Below are 26151 nucleotides of genomic sequence, written 5' to 3' on the forward strand. Positions count from 1 at the left end.
CCTTTTTTTATTTCATCTTATTTTTTTAAATCTTTAAATCTAAAACTATTTTTTAGTGCTGTTGTGCTAAGGCTTTTGCTTCTTTAAGGTTTTTGCGGGCTTCTTTAACTAAGTTGGTTGCTTTACCGTAACTTTTGAATAATTCGTCGCCTTCTTGTTTTTGCATTTCAGCGGCTATACCTAAGAATTCAGTTCTTAATTCATCAGTCATATCTAGTTTTTCACCTAAAGCTTTTACTAAACCGTTTGAATCTTCTGTTGAAAAACCTACATCTTCTTGTAAATCAATGATTTTTTTTACGATAGAATCAAATTCTTTTTTCATGTTGATAGCTTGATTGTAAGCTGCAGCTTCCATTTGACCTTCAGCGTGCTCATACTCTTCAGGAGAAACTTGGGCCTGCACGACAGTTGTCGCAGTTAATGTTAAAAGGACTAAAGCGGCTTTGACAAAAATTGATTTTTTCATAGGTTTCTCCCTTGTTACAGAAGAAGTAATGAAAGATCCGTTCCAGACCAAATGTCATTAAGTGCGTAAGCGCCGTATCAGCGTAAGACGTGCCTGTCAGACTGCCGCTTTTGGGCTGACAGTCTTAGTTAAGATCTCAGAATGAGACTCTTTTATTAGTTAGCCTGATTAGTAGCTGTTTGTTGTTGTGGCTGTGAAACTAATTGCGATGGATCACAGTTAAAGCCAGGGCTTAGATAGCTATCACGAATATCATCGTCACCTGAAGATTTCGCTGCTGGATTTCTGAAGCTTCCTAAAATATCTGAACCAAGCTCTTTCACTTGTGCTTGCAAACAACGGTTAAAGCCATCAAGCGATGTCACTTTCACGTCGTCACCTTCAAGTTTAAAAGTCATGTAAAGATAAGTTAAATCAGGCTGGCCCATAGTTTTTCTGGCAAATTCACCTTGTGAATCAACTTTAACACCGGCTTTGATTTCATTATCGTTCACTAAGCCGAACATTTGAATAAGTTCTGCTTGGCGGCTGTTTTGATTAATCTTTTTAAGCCATAGATTTAAATAGCCCATGTTTTTTGAGATCACTTCTTTAGACATCTGATTTAATGCTAACGCCATAATGTATTGGCCTTTGCTGTTTTTTTCAAACGACTGCTCGTGACCAAATTTAAAGATCGCCCCGCGTTCAGCTAAGTACATTAAAAAATCATTCGCGAACTGAAAACGGTCAACTTTAGATTTATCCGGAGAATCTGCTAAAAGTTTTCCGAATTCTTCTGTTGTTGGAAATTCAAAGTTCGTTTTAACGATGTCTTTACCAATTGATTCAGCCAAACGGCCTTCGCACGGAAGTTGGGTTTTATACGTTACCTTACCGCGCACTTCAGTCATTACGTACTGAATAGATAAAACGCTGGCTCCATCTAAATCTTTTTGCATTTGCACTTGTGCTTGATCGCCCTTTTTAACTTCTAGCACATGAAAGCGCGAAAAATATTCTGGATGCTGGCGCATGTAATTTAAATACACCGATAATTTTTCTGACCAAAAAGGAGTTTCAAAACTACGGCATTTAAGATCTACTTCAGTTTTTTCTAAATCAACTAAGGCTTCAGGTGAAATAACGAATAAAATATTATTCTGAGCCGCCATCATTAGGCTTTGTTGAAGGTCACTATTTTTATAAACTTCACCGGCAGTGGCTGGTAAGCGTAAGTCCTGAGAGACGCACCCATAAATAGAGATAAAGGATGCGAAGACTAAATTAAATAACAAAATTCTTTTCTGGGTCATGTACTTATTATACGTAAAAATTTGAGTTTTTTGAGGTCCATTTTTTGTTGGCACGTAGATCGCTGGACTAATGACTACAAGCTTTTTCATTATTTTCTTGGTGAAGAGACTTTGATCATTAGGGGGGATTTAAATGGTCTGGGGTAATTTTTTACAAGCAATCAGCCGCTTTTTTGTGCTGGACGAAAGTTCAAGACACTTCGTCTCTGCCGTATTTTGGCCAACATTGATTTGCCTATTCTTTCTTTTTTTCACAGTTAGGTCATATTCGTTCGAAACAGAAACTTTACCGAAAACTATTTCGACCTCGTCGATCAAAATGGGCTTTATTTCGGGCCTGGATCAACGCTTTCAAGAAGATGGCGATCTTGTAAAACTTAAAGATTACAAATCTATTGAATTCGATGCTCCGACATTAGCGAAATTTAATCCACAAGCTTCAACACTGGTGCAAACGCTTAACCGCTTTGGGCTATATAATGCGGGCGATTTATTTAATCTTGGTACTTTAGAATTTGAAACCAAACCTACAATTAAATATGTGGCTCCGGTTTATGCTTACGGGATTCGTGATAATTGGACTGTGGGCATTGGTGTTCCGGTTATTCAATATTCAAATGAAGTTGAAATGACTCAGTCGTTATCAAATGTTGATTACTACAACCAGTTTCGTGGTTTATCTGAAGACTTAGATGCAGCTTTAGATACTGATTTACGTGCAGCTACGCAAAGTACCTTAGCGCAAAAAGGTTATATGCCGATTGAAGATCGTAATGAAGACTTCTTAGGTGATATTCAGTTAGTGAGTGTCTTTAAACTTTTTGATCGTGGTGATTCTAAACTTATTCACCAAGCCACTCTTACACTACCTACTGGCCCTGAATACAATTCAGATGATTTATTAGCTTTAAATACTTTTCACAAAACGAGTTTAGAAAATCTAATCGGTTACGCTAAAGTAATCGGTAGTTTTTTAACCGTCAGCCCGTTCTTAAGTTTGCGTTATGTTATGCCAGAAAAAATCACGGTGCGTGTGCCGAAAGATGCTGATGACACTTTGCCTGATCAAAATTCTAAAGACGATGTAACTTTAAGTGAAGGCTTCACGACTGAAGTGGGCACTCAGTTTGATTTTGATCTTTCGCAAGATTTCAAAATTGGCACTAACTACTTATTTGGTCAAAAAACCGCTGATCAATATTCTGGATCTGGCAAGGGCGACACTTCGCTGTTAGCTAAAAACACTAAAGCTATGTGGCACAAAGTTAGTCTTTCATTAAGTTATTCAACGGTTAAATCGTATTTAAAAAAGCAAAGCTTTTTACCTATGAGTCTGTCGTTTATGGCCTACGACACAATTAGCGGTAAAAATGTTGAACGTCGTACCGGCCAAGAAATTTCAATTGCGTTATTTTTCTAAAATTTGAGGGGATTATATGAAAACTGCCAAAAAGAATTTATTAAAGTTTGTTATCTTCACCTTTGTTGTTTCAGCTTATGTTTTATCTTGTTCACCGAAAGCTCAAGAAGCTGAACGTGCCAAACCTGAAGTGCCTATGGTAGCAACGAATGATGTGAGCCTTGTTTCACTTTATAAAAAACCATTTGCTGATTTTCAGTTTACTGAAAAGTATTTAGCTAAGAATTCAACAGATCTAAAATCTGAAGCCTTACTGTTAATGAAAATTGGTAACGTGGTCGGTGATGAAATCGCGGTTGATACCGCTAACGGTTTATATAACCAGTCTGAAGAAAAAACCGTTTCTAATAAATTAAATATGGCTGATAGCCAATACTTAGTGCTTATCGAACAGCAAAGTGACGCTGCCCTTTCTTCTGGTTTAGATGAAACAGAAAAAACTGTTTTAGCTGATACACAAAGAATTAATATGATCATCGATCAAAACAGTGGACCAACGCAGATGGTGACATCAGCTACGGCTTTTGCGCTTCAGTTATCGATTGCCGATCAGATGATTGCCAATGTTCTTCACCAGATCGAAAATACTGAATTATTTCCTGAATTAAAAACGCAAGTTTTAGCTGAATTATCGGCGCAAACAACTGAACAGCTTAAATCTCCGAAAGAACTTTCGGTGCAGTTAGCTGGTGTTAAAACACTGACTCAAGCGATTGCGATTTTGAAGAATTATGTAACAGTTAATCAAACAGTTTTAACTCCTGAAGATGTACAGGATTTAGCGAACGCTGAAAAACTGGGTAAACTAACTGATAATATTCACGATGGTGAATCAGCTTTAGCGGCTTTAGCTATGGCTTGGTCGATGTTAGATGCTGAAGAACGTAAAGTAAGTTTTAAATCGGCTAATGAAGAGCTTTATGATTTTTTAAGAAAGAAAGATGATAAAGAGATTCAATGTCTGATTAGAGAAAAAAGTTGCGGCATATTCAAAAAAATCGTTCTTAAAGTTGGCGTTTTTCCAGCTCTTAAAGACTACGGCCTTGGCAATATACAAAATGACATAAATGCGGGCGGTATTGCTGGTGTTACAGCTGTTGTGCAAACTCAATGTGCCTTACAAATTACGACTCTAGGCACACAGATCAAAGAAAAGATCAAAGTGAGCATTACTGAAAAGCTAACTGGTCTTCATGAGTTTAAAGCTAAATTTAAATTAATTATCGGTGACGGTTTAGCAAGCACGATCGGAACAAATACGCCTGACCTTTTTGAAAACGATGATTTCGAGCAGATGTTTAAAACAGCTTATAACCAGGCTGAAAATTTATCGCCAAAAAATTTAGAGACGCAATTTATTCTAGTTGAAAAGATGCTGCAATTTATGAAACGCGGAACGCCGCTAACTTCGGCTCCACAAAGTGAAGACATCAAAACTGTTCTTAAAGCCAATGAACCCCGCTTTTATGTTCACCCAACACCAAATGAAAATGGCGATGTTATTACACGTGCCAAAGATCAAGCTTGGTCATTAATGTTTTATTCAAAAATGATTCAGCAATTAGCTGACTGGAAAACCACTCCTTACGATATCGGTATTACTAAATACGTAGCCCAAGATTTTATCACTGAATTTCAATCTGAAGAGTTAAAAAAACAACTTTTCCCGAAAGCTGAACTAGTTGGTATGGCTTTATCGTTAGCGGCACAAACGCTTAAGCAAATGTACACAGATAAATCTCCGATTTATTTATTAGATAAAAATAATAACCGTGTATCGATTGAAACGTACCTGCAAGAAAACTTTGATTCGACGTCAAACATCGTAGTTCACGCGGCGGTTTCTGATTTACAAAACGGCGTATTAATCGATAAAGCCAGACTTTCAGATATTACACTAATGATGGAAGCGATGAGCTTGTTTTACAAAGCCACAGACGGAATCGATAAATCAGCTTCAGAAAGTTTAAAAGATCCGGCATTAAGAACTGAAGTGTTAAACGCGCGTAAGCAAATTCGCTTAGTAATTATGACGTTAGGTAACTTTATTTCTAACCAGTTAGTCGATAAAGAAAAGAACTTGTACACAGAGCTAAATTTCCAAACTGAAGTCAAAGTAGCTACTGACAGTTCTTCAGAATATGCACGTGCGATTGATGCTTTACTTACGGCGTATAACTTAACAGGTATTGATATTTATAAATTCACGGCGATTGAATTGTATTACACGCTAAATAGAAAGTTTTATTCTCCAACGTTAAAATTCTACCGCGCCTCTTTAACAAAAGAGCAAAACACAGTGCAACGTCAGCATGTGCTTGAAGTTTTATCTTCGGTGATTGGTATTCGTAAATACTTAGGTATTACGAGCCAGATTCAATTCGATCGAATTTTTGAGAATTGGTACGCGAGTATTTTGATGTAGGGATCAACTTTCGCTCAGATAGCAAACACACCTTGCAAAATAAAACCTGCAGGTGTGTTTGCTATTGTTCAAATATTAACGGTTAATACAAATAATCTCTTTATTTGAAACTGCACACACGGATCTATAACCCATGGCAAATTCAGTAACATTTGGAATTCCAATGTCAGCTGGTGTTACACCGAAAACTTCACCCCAACAATACACTCTTCCATTCTTAAGCGCACAATGACCAGTAAGACCACTGCGTACCGATGTGACGCCAGATCCAAACCCAGGAACTATAACGGCAGGGTTATAAAAAGTAAAATAATCCGTAGACCCGTTTCCAATCCCACCATCCGAATTTGTTCCCCAACAATACACTGCGCCACCTTGAAGTCCGCAAGTATTAAAGTTATTTGGATATGAATACATTGCACCTGTTCCTACTACATTGACTCTAGTTGGAACCATAATTTTTTGATCAAAAGAGTCTACGCCGATATTGCGGTTATAATTATATCCCCAACAATAAGTTTCATTCTGCCTTTTAATACAAGTAGTAGCTGCTCCGACCTGCATAAAGTCAATTCCCGAATTAACTCCATAAAGAAGTTGCGGCGTTGGGCGATAATCAAAATTGCCATTAACAGGTCCAATTCCTAATTGTCCATTTAAGCTTTCCCCCCAACAATACAGAGATCCGTCAAACTTCAACGCACAAGTATGACGACCTTTAGCACTAACAATCTTAACTCCTGACTCAAAACCCGGCACAAGAACAGGAACAGTTTGATTGGTAAATGAACCTATTCCAAGAGATCCGGCATTATTTAAACCCCAGCAATAGAGAGCAGTATTTTTGATTGCACAGGCATAACCCACACCGGCAACAACCGAAGTAACTCCAGACTCCATTCCAAAAACTTGAACAGGAGTGCTGCTTCTTGCTACATTACCGTCACCTAAATAACTTGGGTTATATTGCAGATTAGTATTCCAACATTTAAGGGATCCTTGTAATGTAATTCCGCAAATATGCGTAAGGCTCATCTCAATAAATTTATATTGAGGAGTGCTATTTTCTGGTAACATAGTGATAGAAACCGGACTAGCGAGAATACCCCAATCATTTACCGCTTCTACAACAACTGTCATGCTTGTAGGCGTTGAAATTGTCGTATCAAAATAAGCTCCTCCGAGTAATCCGGGAATTGTTTTAATATCTACACCATTAATTCTTACAAAAGCATTAGCATCGTCTACAGCACCTTTTACTCGAACTGTATCGGAGACTATTTGATCCGAAATTGGCGAAGCTACAGTAATCACCGGTCTTGCCAGCTTAGGAACTCCTGGAACCGATGTCTTATTACATTTCGACATTAGCGAAATAAAGTGATTCAACGGTGATGCTGCATTCAGAACGTCCGATAAAGTCCAGTTTTCAACAGGGCATTGCACATTAGGATCCACAGTAGCAACTCCTGACAGTTCTGGAATTCCACTTGAGCAAAAGAAAATTTCTGGAAATGCACTACATAAGAAAATGCCATCGCCGTCATCGTCACAATCGGAGAACCAACCACCGCAGCTTCCGCCGCCTCCTCCTCCACCGTGACCACCTCCTCCATGTCCACCATGGCCTCCACCACCCCAATCACCATCACCAAAGCTCATATCTGGAAAATTTAAGTTAGGTGGAGTGAACGAAATCATTGTTGGTATATCTAGCTGAGGAATTTCAGGAATAGGTAACTCTTTACATGCAGGTGTTTCTTTGAACTGAGGAAGTTCACAAAGTTCCTTACACATTAACTCATCCATAACAAACTTACCAACTGGCGAACTCATCATCTGACCTACAGAAGGAAAAGTTAAATTTGCAACTAACGGAAGAATTCGTTTCATGTCTTCACAAGTCAGACCTGAAGTGTCTAAGCCCGTACAAATATTATATCTAGAAATAAGGAAATCTTGAATAAACGGAGCTATAAAAGGAATACTTCTAATAATCACCGGTTCAGGATATTGCCCTGTTAACAACTTAAAAACTTCTCTATTTTTCGTACAGTCTGTGTCAGGCATAATTATTTTGCCTTCGCAAACTGCCAAGTAACCAGCCTTTACATAATTTAGAGGCTCATCAATTGTTCCAATAAATTCCATTAGAGAATCTGTAGTCGGAATGTCAGGCTGATAACCATCAGGAAACTGATCAAGAAATTCATCTTCTCTTTTTTGAATCTGTTGCAAATTCGCAGCAAATTCTTCTTTTTGAGTGAAAATATTTTTTAGAGCTTCACAGTTATCACCTAAACCAGAGCCGGAAAAACCAGGGCCATAATTAATTCTGTGTCCCGTTGGTATTTGAATAGCCGTTAATGCAGGATAGTTTTCAAAAACTTCCGGCAAATCAACAAGCACACGTACATTCCCACTGATTAGCCCTGTGTTTCCGTAAATATCCGTTCCAATTATATCGATACGATAGCGACCATCCGCAGGTGCAGAAAATATTCCACTAAAAGAAAGTCCATCTTCACTAATTGAAATACTAACTCCGTTCAATGTCGCCGTAGCTAATTTAACATTCGATGTACCAAAGATTCTAACTTCTATATCATTCGTTAGCATATTTCTAACTGATGCATCGAGTGTCAACACAGGAGGTTCATTAGAAAATTCAACGTTAACGGTTCTTTCAATAGAAACTAAATTACCAGCTGCATCGGTAGCATCAATATGCACAACTACTGGCCCCGCTTCGTTTACTTGAATTTGTGCTGTAGCTTGAGTCGAAGTAGTCATAGTTGCACTTGTCGAGTTAACTGTAACAACAGTGACTTCTTCGTTAAATTCAACAACTACTGGAATATTGAAAGGCAACTGATTTGTCGGAAAATTTATTCCCTGTTCAGGAGATAGTGAAATAGTCTGTGGCGGCATAGAATCAAAAGTGACATCGAAGTGAATATCTTCACTTTCGTTATTATAACTATCACGCGATTTAATAACATAGGAGCTAAATCCCTGTTGCTCAAAAACGATATCAAATTCCTTCAACTCAGTTGATTTGATTAAAACGCCATTTTTATATACCTCGGTAGTTGTAGCTGCATTATCTACAATTGCGATGTGTACCGAGTTTTGCGATGTAATTATATTACTTGCTAAGTTTGTAGAGATGGTTGGAGCGATATTATCTATACTGAAAAGTGGACTATAAATTTTAGTCGTTTCATTACCCACCAGATCAAAAGCATGTAAGTTAATATCAACTTGTCCTGGATGAGCTACATTAAGCACATAAGTATAAGTTTTTGGTGCAGTTAGAAACACCAGTGCACCATTCACAGTTAAAGATTGTAAATCTTCATCTGAATAAATCGTTAACATAAAATCTTGTGGGTACGTAGAATAAATGTATTCAGAATTTAAAACTGTATTAAGTGATGCTGGCGTTGAATCACGGGTAATATTCGTTAAATAAAAGTAAGGTGATGTATTGTCGTATTGATCTTTAGATTGAACAACAAAGTTATTTAATCCTTCAGCTAAATCAATATTAAAATTTTTTTCATTTGTCGAAAAAATTAAATTTTGATTTTGATCCCAAACGTACGATGTTACATTTGATTCGTCATCGACAGAAATATGAACACGATCAGCTTTCGTCAATACCCCAGAGACAAGGCTTGAAGTAATAGTTGGAGAAGTATAATCTTTTACCAACTCCACCGCTGATATTTCTGTAGAAAAAATCTTCTTATTTTGATGTACAAGTAATTCGTGATAAACAATTTCATTTGATGTTTTTAATCGAATTATTTTTTCAATTGATGCTGTATTGCAATCAATTTCACCGTCTTGAAAGACTTCCATTGAATTTATTTTAGCTACCCAAGGAAAATCACATTTTTTTGGCGTTCCTACATTAGGCATTCTGGTTAATTTAATTTTGTACAAGCGCTGAGCTTGCGCATAAGAAAGTTGAAATGAATATTTTTTACCGCTAGTACCGTTATCAGAAAACACAACAGAATTTGCGATAGGAAAAATTTGATATTGTGGATTTACTTCGATTGTTTTTGAAAAAGTCTGAACAGTTGTAGATGTAGTCCAAACTTTAATAACAATATTATATGCTCCCGCAGAAACGTACCGATGATAAATGTCGGCCTTATCTAGAACTACAGTCCCATCTCCGAATGAGGTTTCTCTTTTTATAACTGTTCCGCCGAGTGGATTATATTGCGAAGAATTAACATGCAACTCCATTAAATTAGAAGGATCTGAGAGTTCAATATATGGATCAGCAGCAAAAGCTAAGATTGAATAAAGAGAACATGCAAGTACAAGAAAAATAGTCTTCATTTATCCCCCGGTAGTTTGAATAACCCTAGATTTAACGGGAATAAACATTATTTTCTTTAGACCGTTTTTGAGAAACGGTGATAAATATTTTTCAGTTTAAATATGATACGATGGCTTTTGAGAATTTTTCTCAGGATGAAACTAAAGAAATTTTTATTATGTACAACAAATTCAGTTCGATAGAATTTTTGAAAACTGGTATGCGAGTATTTTGATGTAGTTTACTTAATGTAAATTACGGGCGGTAAATATATACTGTTAAAGCTCCATTGCCGCCGTTGTTACCCGCAGTTCCACCAGCACCAATTCCACCGGCCGGAACACCTCCTAGTGTACTCGAGTATCCAGGCGTCGTTCCTGAACAAGCAACACTGACGTTTGCACCAGTTACAATTGATCCAGTTAAAACTGCCGGAGGTGCAGTTACTTCACCGTAGACAACGGTTGAGCCGCCACCGCCGCCGCCGGGATTACCACCTCTTGCAGCTCCGCCGCCGCCGCCGCCATAAAAGCCACCACCGCCACCGCCACCGGCATTGTAGGTAGCATCAAATAGAATAAAGGTTCCTCTTCCACCGTTACCGCCGCTGCCGACGCCTAAAACTCCTCCGAGTGTACCACCAGTACCGCCATTAGTTGCAATACCACCAGATTGTCCGCCACCAGTACCACCACTTCGATTATTTGAGTAAATGGCTCCAGCAACTGGGTTTGTATCTGAACTTGAATTGGTTCCTGCGGCACCGCCCGAACCTGTAGGTAAACCAATACTGCCACCACCAGAAGTACCAGCAACACCGGCAGCTCCCGCCAAACCACTGCCATTAGAAATACCATAACTTCCACCGCAACCACCGGCTCCACCACCAGTACCGCCACCGCCACCACCGCCTCCTGCAAATGCAATAGGCGTCGTTGAAGAATAATTATTATAATAAGCTATAGTTGGCCCGCCACCACCGCCACCACCACTACCAGCTACCCCATTTCCAAGACCGCCAATAGCAAACGACAGTGAATGAGCGTTCGCTACATCTACAACGAATTCAATAAAACCACCACCGCCACCAGCTCCGCCGCCACCGCCACCGCCTCCTGCGCCCCACATACGCACTAAGGCTTTAGTGCATCCTGGGTTGATAGTAATACTTGGTGTTGACGATGCTGAAAAGGTGCCTACGGCTGTTACTGAATACGAAACGGCTTGTGTTGTGCATGGTGGAAATTGCAACCCACTCTGCGCACATGCAAATTTCGCGAGAAAAGAAAAAATGAAAATTAACAAAAAATTTCGAACCATAAAATTAATTTAAAAATTTACCCAAGTAGTCATACAAGATGCGCCATCATAAACAATTGTATAAACAGATCTAGCACCTGTACGCGCATTGGCTGCAGGCACTGAAAGTGTTGCTGAACCATTACAGTTAATTGTTACCGTGCCTGTCGCATTTGAAGTTGGACCATTTTTAATTGAGAATACATAGTTACCGCCGGGTTTAACGTTGGTAATATTCACAGTTATGGCAGCACCACCACCACTAGTTTGGTCGTAGTAATACATATTACCCAAGTTGGCATCCCAAGAAACTGTACCTGCACCACCAGCGCTTGTTAAACGTTGCGACCAAATTTGACCATTGGCTTTTACAGTTCCTGATACTTCAAGCTTTTCAGTGGTTGGCGTAATACCAATACCAATTGAACCTGATGCTGCAATCGTTAATTGCACAGTACCGCTAGCTTGTAACGCTAAAGAATTATTATCTAATGTTCCAAGTGTTGCCGTTGTTGTAAACGAGTTACCACCATTAACAAAAGCAAATGTATTTATATCAGTTGAAGCAATACTTCTAAATGACGGTGTAGCTGCAGCTCCACTCGTTGGACCTGCGTAGAAAGTTTTTGCCGCTTGCGTACCTAAAGCACTTGCTACACCAGTGCTTGTTAACGAGATTGCACCCGCAGTCACAGTTAAATTACCCGCAGCAGGTACACTTATAATACCTTTTGTGGTCGCTGTTGCGTCTTGGTAGGCTTGCGTACTTACACCAGTAATTCTTCCTTTAGCATCGTAAGTTATAACTGGAATTGCACTCGATGAACCAACAGTACTTGCTGCAATCACTGATGATAATGTCAACGCACCTGTGTTAGACAATGTCGCATCACCACTCATAGCTACTGCCGAAGCAACACCAGAGCCATTACCTACCCAGAATGATCCGTTCGTTAAAGAGTCTGATAATCTATTAGCCCAAGATAAATTTCCTGAACCATCGTTAGCTAAAATTTGATTTGCGCCACCTTGAGCCGCTGGCAATCTTAATGTGTAATTCGTTACAATGGCCGGTGTCTCTAATGTAATTTCACCAGAAGTTCCACCTCTTAGAACAGCCTGAAGTTGGCTGATAACGCCAGCAATAAATCCACCTGAACCATCACGTTTAACAATTGTGTTTGCAAGATTTGCTGAATTTGCATTTAAAGTATCGCTGACACTTTGTGAAACTTGCGCTGAAGTTTTTCCGCCTACTGCCGCTACCGTATTAGCAGCGATATTACCAGTCACATCCCCAGCTAAATTCGGAATGTCACCCGACACAAGACTAACTCCACTTGTGATACGACCTAAGGCATCGACTGTTACTTTTGTATAAGCACCAGCTGTTACACCAGAGTTCGCTAGCCCAACCACAGGAGATGATACGCCACCAGTAATTACGATTTGACCTGCAACACCTGATACCGAAGTTACTTTATCTGTGAACGTTTGGAACTGTGTATTTGTCAGAGCACCTTGAGTAACTCCCGCAGTTCCTGCATTTGGAAGGTTAAATGTATGCACACCATTTGTCGTTGCAACATTTAAGGCTGTACCTGTTGAGCCGATTGCAAAAGTTTGTGTAGCCGATGTTGAGCCGTTTAATGAAGTTAGCGCACTAAAGTTCGTTACAATTTGTTTCCAGCTTGTGGCACCTGAATCATAGTACTCAAACGCACCTGAATCAGTATTGTAAATTTGCAGACCGTTTTGGGCTGCTCCTGTACCGATTGCATTACGTTGTAATGTCGTCATACGAGGAATTAAAATACCCGCAGTTGTTGAAGCGACTTCAAATGCCGCGCCTGCTGTAACTGTAGCTGTGCCAACACCAATTGTTGTTGAAGCTACTAACGATGGAACTGTTAAAGCTCCTGTCATCGTATCACCAGCTTTATTCACCGGAGTATAAGTTAATGCCGCAGTCACATTAGCGCCTGTTAATGAAATTTGACCTGCGCCATTTACAGTAATGTTACTTCCGATCGAAACAACACCAGTGTTTGTAGCATCAGCTACACGTAAAGTTTGTGACGCTACTGTTGTTAAACGGCCATAAGCGTCTACAGTTACTACCGGAATTGTGAATGATGAACCGTATGTTCCAGCTGTTACACCAGAGTTTGCTAAACCAATTGTCGGAGAAGATGTGGTACCCGTTACTACTAATTGACCTGCTACCGCTGTTACAGAAGTTACTTTATCGTTAAACATTGTGTATTGCGCATTTGTAATAGCACCTTGAGTAACACCCGTTGTTGCAGCCATTGGAATATTAAATGTGTGAACTCCAGCAGCTGTTACTACATTGAATGAAGTACCAGCCGTGCCTGTTGCAAATGTTTGAACTGGAGCTGTTGATCCATTTAACGATGTGATTGCACTAAAGTTAGTAACTACTGTCTTCCAAGCTGCAGCAGTGCCATCGTAATACTCTAAAGCTTTAGTGTCCGTGTTATAGATTTGTAAGCCATCTTCAGTGCCACCTGCTGTAATAGCATTACGCTGAAGTGTCGTCATACGTGGAATTAAGATACCTTTTGTTGTTGAAACGATATCTAAAACCGCATACGTATTATTTGTAGCCGTACCAAGACCGATTGTATTTGAAACAACTAATGAAGGCGTTGTTAATCCACCCGTCATCGTATCGCCAGCCTTATTCACCGGAGTATAAGTTAACGCTGCAGTGACATTTGCAGCCGTTAATGAAATTTGACCAGCACCATTTACGGTAATATTACTTCCAATAGAAACAACACCTGTGTTTGTTGTATCAGCAATTGGAAAAGTTTGTGAAGCTACCGAAGTTAAACGCCCGAAAGCATCTACTGTAACAATTGGAATTGTGTGCGATGCTCCATAAGTTCCGGCTGTTACACCAGAATTTGCGAAACCAATCATCGGAGCAGATGGTGTTCCGCCTAAAGTGATAGGTGCTGTTGTTGAAACAACTCCACCTGGTGTATAGCCTAAAGCTGTTGTTACATCAGAAGAAGATAGTTGCGCCCCTGAAGTTACACGGCCTTTTCCATCAACTGTCACTTTCGTGTATTGAGCTCCTGATGTCACACCGGCACCAACAGAAACTAACGTCACAGCACCTGTGCTCGACATCGTTGCGTCACCACTCATCTGAACTGCCGTAGCAACACCTGAAGCATTACCCACATAGAATGAACCAGCCGTCATGCTTGCACTTAACATCGGTACCCAAGTTGTTCTGACTTGGCCAGCTGTCGCTGAAGCGATTCCTAAACCGTATCCAGCCGGAGGAACAACAGAATTATCAGGTAAGATAATATCGTAGTTTGGTGTTCCAATTGGAGTAAAGATACCGATTGAATTTGTTAAACCATTTTGAATACGTAAATTACGTTGAACAGTCATGTCCTGTACAGTTGTGATGTTGTTTGCAATGAAGTTACCGTTTGCATCACGACGTACGATTGTTCCACTTGAATTTTGATCAGTCGCCGACGCCACAGCATCCACTGTCGTTGTTACTTGTGCTGCCGTTCTTCCACCAACTGTTGCTACAACTGTGGCAGATAATGAACCGGTCACATCACCTGATAATGAAGAACCTAACGCATTAATCACATCAGAGCTTGATAATGAAATCACGCCTGCAGCAACTGAAATGTTACTTCCAACTTGCACCACACCCGTTTCAGTTGTTGAAGCTAAACGTAACGATGAAGATGCCACACCTGTTGCGCGGCCGAAAGCATCGTAAGTTACTACTGAAATTGTTGAAGATGAACCGTATGTTCCAGCTGTGATACCAGAGTTTGCTAAACCAACTACAGGAGAAGATACACCACCTGTGATAACGATTTGACCTGCAGCACCTGAGACCGAAGTTACTTTATCTGTGAATGTTTGGAATTGTGCATTTGTCAGAGCACCTTGAGTTACGCCTGCAGTACCAGCATTCGGAAGATTAAATGTGTGAACCCCTGCTGCTGTAACCACATTAAATGATGTGCCCGCAGAACCTGTCGCAAAAGTTTGAACAGGAGCTGTTGAACCGTTTAATGATGTGATGGCGCTGAAATTAGTTACAACTGTTTTCCAAGCTGTCGCGCCAGAATCGTAGTATTCAAGCGCCCCTAAATCCGTATTGTAAATTTGTAAACCGTTTTGCGCAGCCGCTGTAGTAATCGCATTACGTTGCGCTGTTGTCATACGCGGAATTAAAAGACCCGCCGATGTTGAAGACATTTCAAGTACAGCCCCAGCAGTCACAGCCGCAGTGCCAATACCAACTGTTGTTGAAGCTACTAACGATGGAACTGTTAAAGCACCCGTCATTGTATCGCCAGCTTTATTTACCGGAGTATAAGTTAACGCTGTAGTTACATCAGCTGCTGTTAATAATGTACTGCTTGTTACGCGACCAAAAGCATCGACTGTTACTTTTGTATATGTACCAGCTGTTACACCAGAGTTTGCTAAACCAATCACCGGAGCGGAAGCTGTTCCACCTAAAGTGATTGGTGCTGTTGTTGAAACAACACCGCCTGGTGTGAAACCTAAAGCTGTTGTTACATCTGATGAAGCTAATTGTGCGCCCGATGTAACGCGGCCTTTACCATCAACTGTTACTTTCGTGTACTGAATACCCGAAGTAACTCCTGCACCGACTGAAGCTAATGTTAATACGCCCGTATTTGCAATCGTCGCATCACCAGCTACCGTTACACCAGTCGCTTGATTCGAACCATTACCGATGTAAATTTGGCCGTTAGCTAAATAATCAGTTAAGGCATTTACCCATGTTGTCGCGATAATTGTTGAAGTAGAGCCAGAAGCGACCGCTAACACTTGGCCCACATTCGGAGCCACAGTGTTATTTGGTAATACGATATCGTAATTTGGAGTTGCGATCGGCGTTGTGATACCGATGTAATTTGTCATACCGTTTTGTACACGTAAGTTCGCTTGAACTGTCATGTTTTGAACTGTCGTAATGTTTCTTGCCGTAAAATCACCATTTGCATCACGTCTTACAATTGTTCCGCTTGAGTTGTTTGATGTTGCCGAAGCCACGGCATCAACAGTTGTCGCAATATTAGCAGCTGTTCTGCCACCCACTGTTTGAACAACAGTTGCATCTAACGTGCCCGAAACATCGCCACCTAATGCACCCATCGCCGCAATCACATTGGCACTTGTGACTGAAATTGTTCCGGCAGTTACTGTAATGTTTGAACCAACTTGCACAATACCTTTTGAACCAGCTGTTGCATCAGCATATGCCGTAGCTGTTGCAGAAGTGATTCGACCCCAAGCATCTACGATAAAGTTTGGAATTAAAGTGTTTGATCCGTATGAACCAGCTGTTACACCAGAATTTGCTAAAGTAATTGTCGGAGCTGAAGATGAACCTGTTAATACAATTGGAGCTGCTGCAGAAACTACAGCTACCGGCGTATAACCCAAACCTGAAGTTACATCGGCAAAATTTAATCCTGTACCACTTGTTACGCGACCCCAGTCATCAACTGTTACTTTTGGATATGTGCCAGATGTAACACCCGAAGCAGTTAAACTTAATACTGGATTTGAAGCGCCACCTGAAATTGCTAGTGGAGCCACAGCCGAAACTACATTTGTCGGTGTATAACCTAAACCTGAAGTTACATCTGCGAAATTTAACCCTGTGCCACTTGTTACGCGGCCCCAGTCATCAACACTTACTTTTGGATATGTACCAGATGTTACTCCACTGAATGCCAAGCCAATAGTTGGATTTGAAGCGCCACCAGTTAAAGTAATTGGTGAAGTTGTAGAAACCGAAGCCATCGGAACATAACCTAATGCCGTGTTAATATCGCCATTTGAAAGTTGTGCTCCGCTTGTTACACGGCCTTTACCATCTATAGTTAATTTCGTGTATTGTGTACCTGAAGTGACATTCGAGAAATCTAATAACCTCGCGTCAGCAATAATGCCTGTAGCACTTGCTGAACCTAAATCTAATGAGTTCGCCGTTGCGAAAGTTCCTAAACCTAAATTAGTGCGCGCTGTTGAAACTGAAGCTAGATCACTTAAGTTATTCGCTCTTCTTACATAAGTTCCAGAAGCTGCATCATCGGCTGGAGTAAAACCTAATGCCGTCGTTACATCTAAAGATGATAATTGTGTGCCTGATGTTACACGGCCTTTACCATCAACTGTGACTTTCGTGTACTGAGTACCTGAAGTTACATTTGCAAAATCAAGTAAACGAGCATCAGCAATAATACCTGTGGCACTTGCTGAACCTAAATCTAATGAGTTGGCTGTTGCGAAAGTTCCTAAACCTAAATTAGTACGAGCGGTAGCTGATGAAGCTAAATCACTTAAATTATTCGCTCTTCTTACGTAAGTTCCAGAGGCTGCATCATCAGCCGGAGTAAAACCTAATGCCGTTGTTACATCTGAAGAATTTAACTGCGCACCTGAAGTTACGCGGCCTTTGCCATCAACAGTGACTTTCGTGTACTGAGCACCTGAAGTAACACCGGTACCAATTGATGTTAATGTTAATACACCCGTATTTGCAATTGTTGCATCACCTGCTACTGTCACGCCAGTTGCTGTGTTTGATGCACTACCCATGTAGATTTGGCCGTTAGCTAAATAATCTGTTAATGAATTTACCCATGTTGTTGCAATAATTGTTGAAGTAGAGCCAGAAGCCACCGCTAACACCTGGCCCACATTTGGAGTTACAGCATTATTTGGTAAAACGATGTCATAACTTGGTGTCGCAATTGGCGTTGTGATACCGATGTAATTTGACGAACCGTTTTGTACACGTAAGTTAGCCTGAACCGTCATATTTTGAACGGTCGTAATGTTTCTTGCTGTGAAATCACCGTTGGCATCACGTCTTACAATTGTTCCGCTAGAGTTGTTAGATGTTGCAGACGCTACCGCATCAACCGTCGTTGCAATATTAGCAGCTGTTCTGCCACCCACAGTCTGAACAACAGTATTATCTAATGTACCTGAAACATCGCCGCCTAATGTTCCCATCGCTGCGATCACGTTAGCACTTGTGACCGAGATTGTTCCGGCAGTTACTGTAATATTTGAACCAATTTGTACGATACCTTTTGAGCCTGCTGTGGCATCGGCGTAAGCCACTGCTGTAGCCGATGTAATTCTACCGAATGCATCTACTGTGAAGTTTGGAATTAATGTATTTGAACCGTACGAACCCGAAGTTACGCCAGAATTTGCAAATGAAATCGTTGGATTTGAAGCGCCACCCGTTAACACTAACGGAGAAGCTACAGACACAGAAGCCACCGGTGTATAGCCTAAACCAGTAGTTACATCTGCAAAGTTTAGTGCAGCACCGCTTGTCACGCGGCCCCACATATCAACAGTGACTTTCGGATAAGTTCCAACAGTTACACCTGTTGTATCTAAGCTGATCACTGGATTTGAGGCTCCACCAGAAATCGATAACGGCGAAGCTGCAGAAACTAAATTCGTCGGTGTGTAGCCTAAAGCTGTCGTCACATCAGATGAAGACAACTGTGCACCTGAAGTTACGCGGCCTTTTCCATCAACAGTCACTTTCGTATATTGTGTACCTGAAGTTACGTTTGCAAAATCTTGTAAACGCGCATCAGAGATAATGCCTGTGGCACTTGCTGAACCTAAATCTAATGAATTCGCCGTTGCGAATGTTCCTAAACCTAAATTCGTACGCGCTGTTGCTGAAGAAGTTAAATCACTTAGGTTATTTGCTCTTCGTACGTATGTTCCTGATACCGCATCATCAGCCGGAGTAAAACCTAAAGCTGTTGTAACGTCTGCAGAATTTAATTGGGCTCCTGATGTTACACGACCTTTACCATCTACTGTTACTTTCGTGTATTGTGTGCCTGAAATTACGCCTGCACCCACTGAAATTAATTGAAAGTTTCCAGTGTTCGAGATCGTCGCATCACCAGTCATCGCAACACCTGTTGCAGTGCCTGATGCATTACCTACATATAAATATCCTGGAGCTAACAAGTCAGTTAAAGCATTTACCCAGCGTGTTGCGATGACTGAACCTGTTGAACCAGAAGCCACCGCCAATACTTGACCAACTGATGGAGCTACAGAGTTATTCGGTAAAACGATATCGTAATCTGGAGAAGCAATTGGAGCCGTAATACCGATGTAATTACTCATTCCATTTTGCACACGTAAATTAGCCTGAACCGTCATATTTTGCACAGTCGTAATATTTCGTGCTGTGAAATCACCGTTCGCATCACGTCTTACAATTGTGCCACTTGAATTTAAGTGAGTTGCTGTAATTGTATCCGATACCGACTGTGAAATCTGCGCAGCCGTTTTGCCACCAACTGTTTGAACTACAGTCGCATCAAGAGTTCCCGAAACATCGCCACCTAATGAACCCATCGCAGCGATTACGTTAGCACTTGTAACTGAGATTGTTCCTGCAGTTACAGTAATGTTCGAGCCAACTTGCACGATACCTTTTGAACCAGCCGTCGCATCAGCGTAAGCCACAGCTGTTGCTGAAGTAATTCTACCAAATGCATCAACAGTGAAATTTGGAATTAATGTATTTGAACCATACGAACCCGATGTAACACCACTATTTGCGAATGAAATCGTTGGATTTGAAGCACCACCAGTTAATACAAGTGGAGAAGCTACAGAAATAGAAGCCACCGGCGTATAACCTAAACCAGACGTTACATCTGTAAAGTTTAAGCCCATACCATTTGTTACACGGCCCCATTGATCAACCGATACTTTTGGATATGTTCCAGAAGTAACACCAGAAACATCTAAGCTAATTACAGGGTTTGAAGCACTGCCAGTAATTGATAACGGAGAAGCTGCAGAAACAAGATTAGTCGGCGTATATCCTAAAGCGGCTGTTACATCAGAAGAAGATAACTGCGTACCTGAAGTTACGCGTCCTTTTCCATCAACAGTCACTTTCGTGTACTGAGTACCTGAAGTTACATTTGCAAAATCTTGCAATCTTGCATCAGCGATAATACCAGTAGCACTTGCTGAACCTAAATCAACTGTATCTGCTGTAGCGAATGTTCCTAAACCTAAATTCGTGCGAGCCGTTGCTGATGAAGTTAAATCACTTAAGTTATTCGCTTTACGTAAATATGTTCCAGAAACTGCGTCATCAGCTGGAGTATACCCTAAAGCTGTTGTTACATCGCTTGATGCTAACTGCGCACCAGAAATTACGCGACCTTTACCATCAACCGTTACTTTTGTGTATTGCGTGCCTGATGTAACTCCTGCACCCACTGATGCTAATGTTAATACGCCCGTATTTGAAATCGCCGCATCACCAGTCATTGCAACACCTGTTGCAGTGCCTGAAGCGTTACCTACAAAAATATAACTAGGTGCTAATGAATCTGTTAAAGCGTTAATCCAGCGTGTGGCAATCACTGAAGATGTTGATCCTGTCGCCACTCCCAGTACTTGTCCTACTGATGGAGCAACAGCGTTATCTGGTAAAACGATATCATAACTTGGAGTCGCAATTGGAGTAGTGATACCGATATAATTCGTCATGCCGTTCTGTACACGCAAATTGCGTTGCACAGTCATATCTTGAACTGTTGTGATGTTGTTGGCTGTGAAATCACCATTCGCATCACGCTTAACAATTGTACCGCTTGAATTTAAATGTGTAGCTGTGATCGTATCACTTACACTTTGTGAAATTTGTGCGGAAGTCTTACCGCCCACTGTTTGAACTACAGTGGCATCAAGAGTTCCTGAAACATCTCCACCTAATGTTCCCATCGCTGCGACCACATTTGCACTTGTTACCGAAATCGTACCTGCAGTTACCGTAATATTAGCACCAACTTGCACGATACCTTTTGTTACATTTGTTGCATCAGCGTAAGCCGACATTGTCGCTGAAGTGATTCTTCCCCACTGATCAACGATAAAATTCGGAATTAATGTATTCGATCCGTATGCACCTGAAGCAACTCCGCTATTCGCTAATAAAACTGTTGGATTTGAAGCTGTGCCTGTTAATAAAAGTGGAGTAGCTACAGAAACTGAAGCTACCGGTGAGTAACCTAAACCAGAAGTTACATCAGCAAAATCTAATCCTGTACCACTTGTAACACGGCCCCAAATATCAACAGTCACTTTCGGATAAGTTCCAGCCGCTACGCCCGAGTTAGCCAAGCCGATTGTTGGATTTGAAGCACCACCAGTAAGCGTGATCGGCGCTGTTGATGAAACCGAATTCATCGGCACATAACCCAAGCCAGTTACAACATCTGTATTATTTAACACTGAACCACTTGTTACACGGCCCCAGTTATCAACAGTTACTTTCGGATATACGCCCGAAGTCACACCAGAATCAGCTAAACCAATCACTGGATTCGAAGCTCCACCTGAAACTGTAATTGGTGCTGTTGAAGAAACAACATTTGTTGGTGTGTAACCTAAAGCTGTTGTTACATCGCCTGATGCTAATTGCGCGCCCGAAGTTACACGGCCCTTACCATCAACTGTCACTTTCGTATATTGTGCCCCAGATGTAACACCCGAGCCCATTGAAATTAACTGTAAGTTTCCTGTATTCGACATTGTCGCATCGCCAGTCATAGCAACGCCCGTTGCCGTGCCTGAAGCGTTACCAACAAATACAAAACCTGGAGCTAATGAATCTGTTAATGCATTAATCCAGTTTGTTGCAATCACTGATGAAGTTGAACCCGTTGCAACCGCTAATACCTGACCGATATTCGGAGCGACAGCGTTGTTTGGTAAAACGATGTCATAACTTGGTGTCGCAATCGGCGTTGTAATACCGATATAATTTGCCATACCGTTTTGCACACGTAAGTTACGTTGCACAGTCATATCTTGAACCGTCGTGATGTTATTTGCAGTAAAGTTACCGTTGTTGTCGCGTTTAACGATCGTACCACTTGAATTTAAATCAGTTGCGGCAAGAGTATCACTCACACTTTGAGAAATTTGCGCAGCCGTTTTTCCACCGACAGTTTGAACAACTGTATTATCTAAAGTTCCAGAAACATCGCCACCTAAAGAACCCATCGCTGCAACAACGTTGGCACTTGTGACTGAAATCGTACCGGCAGTGACCGTAATATTAGCGCCAACTTGCACGATACCTTTGGTTACATTTGTCGCATCTGCATAAGTCGACATTGTTGCTGAAGTGATTCTTCCCCACTCATCAACAATGAAATTTGGAATTAATGTGTTAGATCCATAAGCCCCAGAAGACACTCCACTGAATGCTAAACTAAATACTGGATTTGAAGCGCCACCAGTTAGCATGATCGGCGCTACCGCTGAAACCGTATTCATTGGCACATAACCTAAACCAGCAACAACATCTGCATTATTTAATTGCGCACCAGATGTAACTCGACCTTTACCGTCAACAGTGACTTTGGTGTACTGCGCACCAGAAGTAACTCCTGCACCCATTGAAATTAACTGTAAATCACCTGTATTCGACATTGTCGCATCACCAGTCATTGTCACCGGTATTGCTGTACCAGAGACATTACCAACAAACATTTGTCCACTTGGTAACACATCAGTTAAAGCTGTGATCCATGTCGTTGCAATCACTGATGAAGTTGAACCTGTTGCAACAGCCAGAACCTGACCAATGCTTGGAGCCACAGCATTATTAGGTAAAACGATATCGTAACTTGGTGTTGCGATCGGTGTTGTAATACCGATGTAATTTGCCATGCCATTTTGCACACGTAAATTACGTTGCACAGTCATATCTTGCACTGTCGTAATGTTGTTCGCCGTGAAGTTACCGTTGTTATCGCGCATCACCAACGTCGCACTTGAATTCGCTGCTGAAGCTAATTTACATGTCCACGTTGTGCCGTTATAGAATGGAACTTCACCAGAAGCACAAACTGTGCTTGTTAACGCTGAACCGCTGGCATCAACGGCTACAAAACCGCTACCAGTTAATGAGCTTACACCAGTACCGCCACGTGCAATCGGAAATGTTCCCGTCGTAATTTTTGAAGTATCTAAATTCGGAATATCAGAAGCTAATAAAGTGGTCGCACTTGTAATAAGACCTTTGATATCTACCGTAAATTTTGTATATGTGCCGGCCGATACACCGCTATCTTGCAAACCAATCGTTGGAGTTTGCGACGTTCCACCTAAAGTAATCGGAGCAGTCGTTGTCACTGAAGCCACTTTATTATTAAAAGTTGCAAAATCAGTAGCTGCTAAATAACCATCAACTGTTGTTGATGCGCGCGTGATTGAAATTGTTGGCGTTTGCCCGCCCGTTGAAGCTAACGGTGCTGTTGCTGAAACATTTGTAACGTTACCAGTTGTTGGCGAAATCCAAGTTGTGTTTCCAGAAGCATCTGTTGCTAGAACAAATCCACTGACTGGCATCGTTGAAGGTAAAGTTAATACATAACTAACAGCTAAAGCCACTGGTGCATTCACTGTTACAGCCTGCGTATTACCAGCATTATAAAGTAATAAATTTCTAATTGAAGAATTAGTCGCTGATAATGTATTTACCGCAACATTACCTGAACCATCACGTTTAACAATCGTACTTGCTGTATTAGCCGAAGTAGCGGCTAACGTATCAGATACACTTTGTGAAATTTGTGCTGAAGTTTTTCCGCCCACTGTTGAAACCACTGTGGCCGAAACTGTACCTGTCACATCACCTAATAATGGTGACGTTGTTTGAAACGCATTAACAATGCGTGGATCATTACCGGCTGCTACAGTATTTGCTGTTGTACCCACATTAAGTGTTAACATGGCATCGACAGTCGGGTTATTCGATGGTGGAGCACCCGTTACGCCTAAATAAGGATTAGCTGAAGTGATCGATTGAACAGTCCCTTTACTGCCTTGACGAGAAATCCAGTGAGTTCCTGTATAGTATAAAACTTCACCGCCAACAAATGTTGAACTGACTGTCGTTAATGGTTGGCCAAAGATTTTACTGACTACGGTAGCCGATTGAGTACCCGTGACCTCACCTTGAAGTGGAGCAGAAAAATTCGCCACTGTTCCTTGTGAAGTCACGTAGTAAGAACTTTGACCTTTTACGACGTTATCCAACTCTTCATATAAAGGACGAGTCATCGCCGGAACCGCATACGGAACCGGAACACCAAAACCGTTGATTTCAACAACTCTTAATAAGCTTGAAGCACCAAAGCCGCCAACTGCACTTGCATTTAAAGCTTCGATAGCTAACGGAACATAGTTAATCGCCTGCGAAGGAAGTGGTTCATAAGCTGATCCACCTGGCGGAACGAAATACACATTTAATCTGCGTGAATTCGCAGTCCCTGGAACTGTACCACCGTTAATACAATTAATAGTTCTTGTTGGATCAGTAATGAAAATATCTGCAAATGGATTTAATAAAGCCGCAGGTAAAGTCGAGCTTCCGCCGTTAACTGTTAAAGTAAAGTTACCATCAGCTGCTGTTAAGTTCTGCGTTTGTGTTTCTTGGTAAAGTACGCAGGTCGGTACATCAGGATGCACAACTTGCATTAAGAACTGAACAGATCCACTGACTGGAGCATTTGAGTTAGCTGTATCTAAAATACGACCATGATAGGTTAATTGTGGTCCGAACGCCTGTGCATTTGCGATAAATGGTGATAGCAACAATAAAAGAGCCACTAGGCGGTTCAGACATTTAATCATGGAGACTCTCCATACATTAAACCCTGACCATTCAAGTACACTCTATACCTTGAAGACCCAGTTAACACCGATGTGCGCTCCATCGGGCTTGCAAACGAGGCTTGCGTAAAATATCTGTCTGAATCCGTGCAAAATTCAAATAGCGGAGAAAGCGGAACGTTACCGCCACCTGTACATGTTGCTGTGGTATGTACTGTTGTTGGCGGTTTAAATTCCTGCTGGCTGCTGGCTACGAATTCACGAACTTTAAACTGATAACGATCTTGTGTTCTGACAAACACGTGTTGTGATTCTTCAAGTGGCACTGTCGGGTTTTTATTATTAAAACCGTTTCTTGCCGTAATATAGATTTCGTAAATCGTACTGTCTTCTAAGATATGATCAGGAGCTGTAATCCAAGTCGGGCTTTTTGCGCCTGCAATTTCAATAAATGTACCTTGAGAAGTTGATGGTGAAGCTTGGTACACCGGCATGATGCCGTTAAAAGAAGAAGGTTGTAATGTTTGATCAGCAATTTTTTTGTAATATAAAGTGTAACGGGCAGAGCTTCCGTCCATGTAATCAGCTTTTGTCCAATTCACTAAAATAGATTTTCTTAAACCTTCAGTGCTAGTGATTCTAAACGGACCCGGTTTTTCAACACGACGAACAGTTAATAAAAAACTTGTACTCACTGTTGACCAATAATCAAAAAGATCAACCGAGATGGTAATTTGTTTTGAAGCTGTTACCGAACTTGAACGAATCGTTAATAAACAGTTTGGATAAGTTCCTGACACCGACATATTTTTCGGAGCAACAACTGTGTTGTCAGATGATCGCGCTGCTACGTTGATAGCACTGCAAAATAAAAATGTGTCTGGATCTGAAATTTGAAATGGAAGACTTACAACATCATTCTCATCCATTTCAAGATCTGCCATTGGACTAATTGTTGGAGGAGAAGATTCAGTGCGAAGACCCGGATTATATCCCGAAGAAATTTCAGAATTTTTTCCGCCGAGTAAATTGAAATTACAACCTGATAAAAAGAGTATTTGCACTAGAGAAAAAAGTAAGACGAACAACGCAACCGTGTTGCGTTTTGAATTGTGAAATAAAAATGAAATCTTTTTCATTTTATTCAAA

The 26151-nt window shown here is 41.0% G+C and carries 8 protein-coding genes; 2 read left to right on the forward strand and 6 right to left on the reverse strand.

What is annotated here, in order from left to right:
- Positions 1–52 precede the first annotated feature (52 nt).
- The gene (locus tag ACKWCF_RS14310) at positions 53–469 is read right to left on the reverse strand and encodes a hypothetical protein (RefSeq protein WP_409478283.1); all 417 of its coding nucleotides are present in this window, start codon (positions 467–469) and stop codon (positions 53–55) included.
- Between the two features lie 155 nt (positions 470–624).
- Positions 625–1854, reverse strand: coding sequence for a hypothetical protein (locus ACKWCF_RS14315; protein ID WP_409478284.1), 1230 nt, complete (start codon positions 1852–1854; stop codon positions 625–627).
- Between the two features lie 229 nt (positions 1855–2083).
- Here ACKWCF_RS14315 and ACKWCF_RS14320 point away from each other — a divergent pair, with 229 nt between their 5' ends.
- Both ACKWCF_RS14320 and ACKWCF_RS14325 read left to right on the forward strand, forming a co-directional pair.
- A complete protein-coding gene (locus ACKWCF_RS14320) occupies positions 2084–3184 on the forward strand; it encodes a hypothetical protein (RefSeq protein ID WP_409478285.1) in 1101 nt (366 codons plus the stop codon).
- 16 nt (positions 3185–3200) lie between these two features.
- The gene (locus ACKWCF_RS14325; protein ID WP_409478286.1) at positions 3201–5609 is read left to right on the forward strand and encodes a hypothetical protein; all 2409 of its coding nucleotides are present in this window, start codon (positions 3201–3203) and stop codon (positions 5607–5609) included.
- Between the two features lie 75 nt (positions 5610–5684).
- Here ACKWCF_RS14325 and ACKWCF_RS14330 read toward each other — a convergent pair whose 3' ends face one another.
- From ACKWCF_RS14330 to ACKWCF_RS14345, 4 genes are all read right to left on the reverse strand, one after another.
- Positions 5685–9968: an RCC1 domain-containing protein gene (locus ACKWCF_RS14330; RefSeq protein ID WP_409478287.1), complete on the reverse strand. Its 4284-nt coding sequence runs from the start codon at positions 9966–9968 to the stop codon at positions 5685–5687.
- 235 nt (positions 9969–10203) lie between these two features.
- Positions 10204–11199 (reverse strand): IPTL-CTERM sorting domain-containing protein, encoded by a 996-nt coding sequence (locus ACKWCF_RS14335; protein ID WP_409478288.1) that lies wholly within the window; start codon positions 11197–11199, stop codon positions 10204–10206.
- Between the two features lie 78 nt (positions 11200–11277).
- Complete coding sequence (locus ACKWCF_RS14340) at positions 11278–25023, reverse strand: beta strand repeat-containing protein (RefSeq protein WP_409478289.1); 13746 nt, start codon at positions 25021–25023, stop codon at positions 11278–11280.
- Entirely contained in the window at positions 25020–26150 is a 1131-nt protein-coding gene (locus tag ACKWCF_RS14345; RefSeq protein WP_409478290.1) for a hypothetical protein, read from the reverse strand. Before ACKWCF_RS14345 ends, ACKWCF_RS14340 begins: the two co-directional genes overlap by 4 nt.
- Between the last annotated feature and the right edge of the window lies 1 nt (position 26151).

It is taken from the genome of Pseudobdellovibrio sp. HCB154 (assembly GCF_046267985.1).
Lineage (GTDB): Bacteria > Bdellovibrionota > Bdellovibrionia > Bdellovibrionales > Bdellovibrionaceae > Pseudobdellovibrio.

Excerpts from the sequence above, each read along its gene's own strand:
- ACKWCF_RS14320 (WP_409478285.1), top strand. The coding sequence starts at position 2,084 with ATGGGCTTTATTTCGGGCCTGGATCAACGCTTTCAAGAAGATGGCGAT.
- ACKWCF_RS14325 (WP_409478286.1), top strand. The coding sequence starts at position 3,201 with ATGAAAACTGCCAAAAAGAATTTATTAAAGTTTGTTATCTTCACCTTT.
- ACKWCF_RS14330 (WP_409478287.1), bottom strand. The coding sequence starts at position 9,968 with ATGAAGACTATTTTTCTTGTACTTGCATGTTCTCTTTATTCAATCTTA.
- ACKWCF_RS14340 (WP_409478289.1), bottom strand. The coding sequence starts at position 25,023 with ATGATTAAATGTCTGAACCGCCTAGTGGCTCTTTTATTGTTGCTATCA.
- ACKWCF_RS14315 (WP_409478284.1), bottom strand. The coding sequence starts at position 1,854 with ATGAAAAAGCTTGTAGTCATTAGTCCAGCGATCTACGTGCCAACAAAA.
- ACKWCF_RS14310 (WP_409478283.1), bottom strand. The coding sequence starts at position 469 with ATGAAAAAATCAATTTTTGTCAAAGCCGCTTTAGTCCTTTTAACATTA.